The sequence below is a fragment of the Vibrio sp. 1069 genome (assembly GCF_033340555.1).
On the sequence record NZ_JAWOWP010000003.1, the window covers coordinates 1 to 8,555 of the forward strand.

Annotated in this window: 8 protein-coding genes and 1 pseudogene; 5 read left to right on the top strand and 4 right to left on the bottom strand. The window is 43.7% G+C overall.

All coding sequences use genetic code 11. The annotated features are described in order from the left end of the window. Positions 1-76: 76 nt before the first annotated feature. The 4 genes and pseudogenes from R7040_RS06070 to R7040_RS06085 all read right to left on the bottom strand — a co-directional run. A pseudogene (locus tag R7040_RS06070) lies at positions 77-190 on the bottom strand (helix-turn-helix transcriptional regulator); the annotation flags it as partial. A gap of 228 nt (positions 191-418) precedes the next feature. Next, a complete protein-coding gene (locus R7040_RS06075; RefSeq protein ID WP_021707603.1) occupies positions 419-1,087 on the bottom strand; it encodes a LuxR C-terminal-related transcriptional regulator in 669 nt (222 codons plus the stop codon). Positions 1,088-1,333: 246 nt separating this feature from the next. After that, complete coding sequence (locus R7040_RS06080) at positions 1,334-1,534, bottom strand: restriction endonuclease subunit S (RefSeq protein ID WP_005375165.1); 201 nt, start codon at positions 1,532-1,534, stop codon at positions 1,334-1,336. A 56-nt stretch (positions 1,535-1,590) separates the two neighbouring features. Then, positions 1,591-3,507, bottom strand: a complete 1,917-nt coding sequence (locus R7040_RS06085) for a methyl-accepting chemotaxis protein (RefSeq protein ID WP_017821859.1) — start codon at positions 3,505-3,507, stop codon at positions 1,591-1,593. Positions 3,508-3,817: 310 nt separating this feature from the next. Here R7040_RS06085 and R7040_RS06090 point away from each other — a divergent pair, with 310 nt between their 5' ends. The 5 genes from R7040_RS06090 to R7040_RS06110 all read left to right on the top strand — a co-directional run. Then, on the top strand, positions 3,818-4,774 hold the full coding sequence (locus R7040_RS06090; RefSeq protein WP_017635415.1) for an AAA family ATPase: 957 nt from the start codon (positions 3,818-3,820) through the stop codon (positions 4,772-4,774). Between the two features lie 13 nt (positions 4,775-4,787). Beyond that, positions 4,788-5,714, top strand: coding sequence for a DUF58 domain-containing protein (locus R7040_RS06095; protein WP_064354905.1), 927 nt, complete (start codon positions 4,788-4,790; stop codon positions 5,712-5,714). A 37-nt stretch (positions 5,715-5,751) separates the two neighbouring features. Beyond that, complete coding sequence (locus R7040_RS06100) at positions 5,752-6,228, top strand: DUF4381 domain-containing protein (RefSeq protein ID WP_054574933.1); 477 nt, start codon at positions 5,752-5,754, stop codon at positions 6,226-6,228. Then, positions 6,221-7,225: a vWA domain-containing protein gene (locus R7040_RS06105; protein WP_064354906.1), complete on the top strand. Its 1,005-nt coding sequence runs from the start codon at positions 6,221-6,223 to the stop codon at positions 7,223-7,225. Before R7040_RS06100 ends, R7040_RS06105 begins: the two co-directional genes overlap by 8 nt. Then, positions 7,218-8,555, top strand: a 1,338-nt coding sequence (locus R7040_RS06110) for a VWA domain-containing protein (RefSeq protein ID WP_318095498.1), incomplete at its 3' end; no start/stop codon positions are given. The genes R7040_RS06105 and R7040_RS06110, both read left to right, overlap by 8 nt.

The following is an 8,555-nucleotide window of genomic DNA, read 5'->3' on the forward strand; positions in this document are numbered from 1 at the left end:
CTACGATGATTAACTGATGTAACCGATCAGATCGTAACTTCCTGATTTAGTTCCATCGAATTACGCAACAAAGCCTTTTAGTTTCTGTATTTTTAGAAAGCATTTCCTTAAAGTTTTCACTCTGTAAACTTTGTTGAGTGAGCATTAGGATTTCAGGCTTTTCCATATACTGTTCCATAATGTTTCTCATACTTTCAGTGACTTAACATTCTTAAATTAGTAGTTAATCGTCAGCACTTAGTTTGATATGTAAGTGCTAGTTCACAGAGTAAAGTTATTTGCTACTTTTTTAAATTCTAAAGTTATTAAAAAGAGAACCAAAAAAAGTGTTTCTCATAAAAGAAACACTTTTAACACATTCAGGTCACAGAAATTATTAAGAGTTTACTAAATTAGGCAACCTAATATTGCAATAGCATTACACCGTTAACGAGTTGTCTGAAATATTTTCCTTTGCCCAAATAAGTGCTTGAACTCTATTTTTCACATCAATCTTCTTGAAAATATTATGTAAATGCGTTTTTACCGTATTCTCGCTGACAAATAATTGTTCGGCGATTTGTTGATTGGACGCCCCCATGGAAAGAAAGGTAATTATTTGTTGCTCTCGTTTGGTCAGAATAGCGGAAACATTCTTATTTATAGGTTTGCAATGTCGACGAAGGTAAGTAATGTACTGCTGAGAAAACTTACGGCTGAACCACATATCTCCTTGAAGCACCTTACCAATACCAACTTGCAACGTTTTTATATCATCAGAGGTATAGAAAATACCGGCCAAAGTACGCCAAGCAAAGAGGTCTTCTGTCGATATGGATTGCTCACAATTAATTAAGATTTCAAGCGTGTCTTTCTGCTTGGCCGCTTTAAACTCCGCATAACGGCGAAAAATTTCATCCGTGATCACGCTGCAATCAACAATAATGGCTGATGCAAGAGATTCATGTAACACTCCGTGAATCAGATTATCTGGCGTGATTAGAGCAACACTAATACCGAGTTTGGTCTCCAATACATCTTTCAACAGAGATGACTGTAGACTTCCCTCCGTGATTAAAATAACGTTTCTTTTTTTTTGCTGCTCCATCCTGATCGCATTCCCTTGGTCGTTTTTATTGAAATACGCAATAGATTTAGATAGAGCGGTAGTATTGTCAAGTATGAAAATCACTAGTACTAATTAATAACTCATTGAAGTGTCAATAATTTTTAAGTGGCAAGTATATGAGAGGTATTAGCATTTTTCAGACATTAAAAAAGGGAGTATAAACTCCCTTTTTGTGTTTGAGCAGGTGATTTAATCACGCACGTTAGAGGCAAAACACCACCTAACTTAGTGGATTGGAACTGCGTTTTTTTGGTTAAACTTACCAAAGTGTTGTTCTAACACTTCTGGCGTCAGCTTACCTTCCGCTTCCAGCTTTTTCAGCTCAGCGACGATCGCTTTTTGCTCTTCTAGCGACGGCAGTTTTACTTCTGGCTCCTGAGCGGTTTCTTGAGAAATTTGCTCTAGTTCTTTTTCGAAGTCATTCATAGTACTTACCTAAAATTAATGATTGAACTTTTAAACTTCGCCTATTCTATCCAACTCTATAACTTGAAGCTACCAACCATCTTGTCTAAACGAGAAGAGAGCGCTTGAAGATCGCGACTTGCATCCGCCAATTCTTCTGCTGTTGCGGTTGTCATTTCATTTATCGCGTTGATTTCTTCGATATTTTGATTAATGGTATGCACCACCGTGGATTGCTCTTCCGTCGCCGTTGCAACTTGTGTATTACGATCAGAGATGTCGGTGATTCGTTCAGAAATACTGATTAATACCTCGACTGCTTCATCGGTAGAAGTAACCCCTTCTATGGTGACCGCTTTGCCCGCTTCCATAGCACTTACCGCGTCTTGTGCGTCACTTTGAAGCTGATTGATCATGCGCTGAATCTCTTCTGTAGAATCAGCCGTGCGTGAAGCTAGGTTTCTTACCTCATCAGCAACAACCGCAAAACCACGTCCCTGCTCACCAGCACGAGCAGCCTCAATTGCAGCGTTTAGCGCAAGTAAATTCGTTTGCTCAGAGATGTCACGAATTACACCCAGAATCGAGCCAATATCTTTGGTTGTCGATGCCAACTGCGTAACAACAATATTGGTTGTTTCAACATCATCGGCTAGGCGGCTGATCACCTCTTTTGCTTTCATCACAACTTCTCGACCAGTTTGAGTGTTATCTGAAGCCTGATTTGCCGTATCAGCAGCGGTAGCCGCGTTTGATGCAATTTCACTGATGGTCGCACCCATTTGGTTGATAGCTGCAACTACTTGAATGGTTTGATCACGCTGCTCTTGGCTGTTGTCGTGTGTGGATGTTGCTTTCGTTGACACACTTTCTGCCGCTTGACTTAATGAGCCACTGGTTAAAGCAACCTCTTTCATCGTGGCATGAATCTTCTCAATAAATCCATTAAAGCCTTTTGAAAGCTGAGCAATTTCATCATTACCCTTAATTTCAATACGCTGCGCCAAATCGCCTTCACCTTGCCCAAGGTCGGTAAAACGATCGGCAATCAGTCGGATTGGTTTCGTAATGCTGTTTGCCAACCATACGCCCATGAGGATGAATACAACGGCAACAATGATGGTCGTAAACAGCATTTTTTTAGCTGTCGCATTCAGGTCTGCGAATACTTCATCAACGGGAACCACGCCAATAACAAACCAGTTCATTGAAGGAACATACAAACTAGAAACAAAAGTATCCTGCCCTTCAAACTCCACATTAATTAGGTTGAAGCTATTTTTGTTCAACAGCGCACTTGCGTCACTACCAAATAGTTTAGTGATAGAAGTTTGGTTCTTACCTTGTTGGCGGTGTATTTGAATCTGGCCTTGTTCATTAGTGAGGAACACGTAACCCGTATCTTCAATTTTAAACCCATTGAGCAAAGCAACCATATCTCCCATAGATTTAGAGAGACCTGACATTGATGTACCATTAAGATCTTGGAAATTGGCAAACATTTTCACTTCGCCATTTGCCTCTTGGAACACACTCACGGACGTTTCTTGACCAGACGACGTAAATCCAAAGAACCAAGCATCTTGCGTTCGGTTAAGTTGACGTAAGAATCCGTTTTGATTCCAGTAATATGCCGTTTGACGATTCGCTACCGACGCATCATTAAGACCATACTGTGATTTAACGTTATTGAGCTGCTGAACCAACTGAACTTCTACTGACGGATCACGGTCTGTATTAGATAGGGCTTCAACAATAAATTCGTTTGTAGCCAGCTGTTTTGCCGCTTGTTGCATTTCGACAACTTCGCGGTCAATTTCGGTATTGATTTGCTGCAACATCGCAGGTAGCTCGATGTCAATAAGACGATGGCTCAATACATCTCTCGCATGACGCTGAGCCATAACACCAACAATGATTGTTGATGCTAGAACAGCAAACGTAATGCCAAGTACAACCTTCTGTTTGATGCTCAAGGAATGAAGTTTCAACATATTCGGACCTTTTAAAAGAATCACTTGTTATTGGCCCCACAAGGGGAATCAGGTGCATATCTCATGACACGCACACCACGGAATCTTTATCGGCTCATATGTACAAAACTAGAGGCATTTCTCATTATATTATGAAAAATAAATGTAACACACTGTCAAATAAGCACTTTCAGAGATAGCACGTACTTGCAATTCTCTGTAGCGTCCCAATATTGAAAAGATAAATTGCAATAGAGCGTTGGAACTTTTTTCACATGGAAAATGACCAATACTCAACACGAAAATCACATGGATACCGAGAGTCCAAAGCATGCATAAATCTAACTTCGAAACTCTTCAGCAATACTTAGAGTCGCAGATCATCGGACAGCAAGATCTGGTAAAGCAACTGCTTGTTGCGCTTCTTGCAGATGGGCATATTTTAGTTGAAGGCCCTCCTGGGTTAGCAAAAACCCGTGCAGTAAAATCACTCTCAGACTGTGTTGAAGGCGACTTCCACCGCATTCAGTTCACCCCTGATTTGCTGCCAGCCGATTTAACCGGCACCGATATCTTCCGTCCCGAAACCGGAGAATTCACTTTCCAATCAGGTCCTATCTTCAACTCGCTTATTCTTGCGGATGAGATAAACCGTGCACCAGCCAAAGTACAAGCGGCAATGCTTGAAGCAATGGCAGAGAAACAAGTCACAGCAGGTCGTCATACCTACCCGCTGCCAGAGTTGTTTTTGGTTATGGCAACTCAAAACCCGATAGAGCAAGAAGGGACCTACCCCCTTCCTGAAGCGCAGCTAGACCGCTTTTTATTGCATTTAGAAGTTGAATACCCAGATGCGGAGCATGAGCTATCTATCTTGCGTATTAACCGCGGAGAAGCAAAAGGCGAAGCAAAGGTTGAACGCCCAATGTTAAGCCAACAAGATATATTCACCGCACGTAAAGAGGTGTTGGATATTCATATGGCGGAAACGATAGAGCAGTACATCGTCCGTTTAGTTATGGCGACACGTCAAGCCAACAAATATGACACTGAGTTGGACAAGTGGTTGTCAATGGGTGTGAGTCCGCGTGCTACCATCGCTCTTGATCGCTGTGCACGTGCGCACGCTTGGCTTGCTGGTCGTGATTTTGTCTCTCCGGAAGATGTTCAAACCATGGCTTATCCGGTACTGCGCCACCGTTTATTATTGAGTTACCACGCTCAAGCTGAAGGCATTACGGCAAACCAGGTCATCGATAAACTGCTAAACCTTGTTGGCAGTGCATAAACGAGTGAGTGATATGTCCGCTACACATTCATTACCACCTCATGCGAATGGGGTGACATTAACCCTTGAAGAGCTGCTCCAATATCGCACTCAATCTGTACGTTGGTTACCACCAGCACAGAGTCTCTGGTCGCAGATGAGTGGTAACCATACCAGTCGCCAAAAAGGGCGAGGTATGGATTTTATGGAGGTGCGCCAATATCAACCTGGCGACGATATTCGCAGCATTGATTGGCGAGTCACCGCTAGGACCGGTAAAGCACATACGAAGTTGTTTGCAGAAGATAAAGAGCAAGCGGTCATTCTTTATCTTGATCTAAGTTCTAGTCTACATTTTGGATCTAAGTATGTACTCAAATCCGTTCAATTGGCCCACTTTGCCAGTGTTCTAATTTGGCTAACTCTAGCTAAAAAAGATCGCATCGGCGCAGTGATTGATGACGGACATCAATGTCTTGAATTTCGCCCCTCTTCTTTACAAAGACAAGGGCTGCGGATTCTTAACGCCATAGTCGACATACATAATGCGCAAGTAACTCGTACTGCAAGCAACGACACTCGTACACTGCCGTATACACAAGTATTGGAGACACTTCATACGCTCACCCCAAAAGGCAGCGAATTGATTATGCTCAGTGACTTTGCCCACGTAACACCAACGGAACTGGCACAACTACGTCGACTCAAACAACACAATAGCGTAAGGGCCGTTCAGTTTTATGATCCGTTAGAAAGAGGCGAAACAGACTTTAGAGGTCAAGTGAAAGCTTCGGATGGGCAGCATAGTCAATGGTTTAACTTTGGCTCTAAAGGACAACGAAGAGAACTCGAAAGCCACTTTACCCAACATCAAGAAACCATTAAGCAGCAATGCCATTCAATAGCAATTCCATTTAACACGCTATCAAGTGGCTGGCCCTTAATTTCACAATTAAGCTAACAAACTGACAAGCAGTATTTATTAAGCAGTAATAATAATGACAACAAACAACCAAAGCCTAAACCTTGAACCTTTGATTTTGCCAAACGCACCGGATTGGTTTCCGCTCGCTTGGGGATGGTGGGTGGTGCTTGCAGCCACCTTGCTCTTCGTTTTCGGCATTTGTCTTTATGTGAGATGGCGTAAAAAACACTTACGCGCAAAAAAGACAGCATTAACACTTTTAACTCAACCTACCGCGCCTCATACCCCCTCTTCTGCTCTGGAAATATTGCGCCAGGCAGCATTGAGTTACTTTCCGCGTGAAGAGATCGCACCATTAACCGGAATCGCTTGGTATGAATTTCTCGATAGCCATACCAAAGAAAGTCGATTCGTAGACAAACAACATCAGTGGCAAGAAGCGTTGTATCAGAATTCTTCCCAAGGGCAGCATCAAAGCTTGGTAGACGATTGTGTCTTTTGGATAACCTACGCTTTGCCACCAAAGAAAAAGGCAAATAACCGTGACTGAGCAAACACTCATAACCGATCTTGCCCAATGGCTAAACATTGAATTTGTCTGGTGGTGGGCACTGTTTTTGTTGCCCATCCCATGGCTGGTATACAAGTTCCTGCCACAAGAATCTCAACAAGCCGAGATCAAATTGGCGTACTTACCAACCAATGAGAATCGCAGCAAGCCTAAGCAAGCGCTGCAAAAAGCACTTTCAATCGCGATCTGGGGCCTTCTTGTCGTCGCTTGTGCGCGTCCAGTTTGGTTTGGCGATCCCGTTGAATTCCAACCCAAGTATCGGGACTTGATGTTAGTCGTCGATCTGTCCGGTTCGATGCAGCAGGAAGACATGGAACTCAACGGCGAATATATCGATCGCCTCACAGCAGTCAAAAAAGTTCTGTCTGATTTCGTAGCAAAGAGAAAAGGTGACCGTCTCGGAGTTGTTTTGTTTGGCGACCATGCTTATTTGCAAACACCACTCACTGCAGACCGCAAAACCGTCATGCAGCAGATTAATCAAACCGTCATCGGCTTGGTTGGTCAACGAACCGCCATTGGTGATGGTATTGGTTTAGGCACAAAAACCTTTGTAGACAGTGATGCTCCGCAACGAGTCATGATTTTGCTTAGTGACGGCAGCAATACTGCAGGGGTTCTCGAGCCGCTAGAAGCAGCGGAAATTGCGAAAAAATACAACGCCACTATTTACACCGTGGGCGTGGGCGCTGGTGAAATGATGGTGAAGGAGTTTTTCATGACTCGCAAAGTCAACACCGCAGCCGATTTAGATGAACAAACACTGACTAAAGTGGCAGAGGTGACAGGTGGACAATATTTTCGAGCGCGAGATACAGAAGAGCTCGAAAAGATTTATGACACCATCAACCAGCTAGAACCCGTATCTAGCGACACACAAACTTGGCGCCCACAGTCTGAATGGTTTCCATATCCATTAAGCGCTGCATTTGTATTATCGGTATTGTTATTCCTGTTAAGGAGAAAACATGGCTGAGTTTATTTTCCTCAATCCTTATTGGCTTTTGGGGCTCATCGTGATCCCTATCGCACTCTTGCTTAATCACAAATTTAGAGCCCAAAAGTCCACACTGATTGCCCCTCACCTAGCGCGGATGCTCGGACAAAACACGCAGTCTAAGCATTACTTCACTCTATGGGGTTTAGCTTGGGCAATAACTTGCATTTCATTAGCGGGGCCAAGCTGGCAGTCCAATGCTCGACCAAGCTTTGAGTTAAACCAAAACCGTATCTTGGTGCTTGATATGTCTCGCTCTATGTTTGCTACAGACATCAAACCCAATCGGCTAGCACAAACACGTTATAAGGCGCTCGATTTGCTGCCTAAATGGAAAGAGGGAGCCACTGGACTTATTGCTTACGCTGGTGATGCCTATAACTTAAGTCCACTGACAACTGATTCCAGTACGCTTGCGGGCATTATCGAAAATTTGTCGCCAGAGCTGATGCCTTTTCAAGGGGCAAACCTGCCTGCCGCGATTGAACTTGCGATCAACCAGTTTTCTCAAGCCGGCACGCAACAAGGCGATATCATCGTGTTAGCGGATGATCTTGATACGTCAGAGCTGTCTCGCGCGTTAGATTTAGTCCAAGGTACAAAGTTTCGCATTTCTGTTCTTGCCGTCGGGACTCCTAACGGTGCGCCTATCGCGCTGCCCGATGGCTCTCTGCTAAAAACTGCACAAGGCACAACCGTCGTAGCGAAAACAAATCTGAAAAATCTACAAACGCTAGCGAATAAGACTGGTGGCCTATTTGTTCCTATTCAACACACCAACCGTGATGTTGAAAACATCGCGGCCTTTACTAATAACATTGGTAGCCAGCTTTCTGCGACCCAAAGCGAAGAAGTTAAAACTGATTCTCGTCTCAACAGTGGCTTTTGGTTACTGCCGTTGTTACTTCTTCCTGCGGCTTTACTGTTTCGACGTGGCCTGATTTGGATGGTAGTTGCGACTGTAGTCCCAGTAACGTGGACACCGCATGCAGAAGCTAATCCGTTCTTAAATGCCGACCAACAAGGAGCGGAACTCTACAAGCAAGGTGAGTATGAACAGGCGCAAAACCTATTTACAAACCCAAGCTGGAAAGGAGCCGCCAGTTATCAAAAAGGTGACTACGAAGCCGCTATCGAAGCATTTTCTCATGATGCCTCCCTTAACGGCCGCTATAACCTCGCCAACTCGCTCGCTCAAAATGGTCAATTAGAAGATGCGGCTGATTTGTATAAAAAACTGCTAGAGGAAAAGCCTAACTTTGAAGCCGCGAAGAAAAACCTATCGGTTGTAGAAGAAAAGCTAAAACAG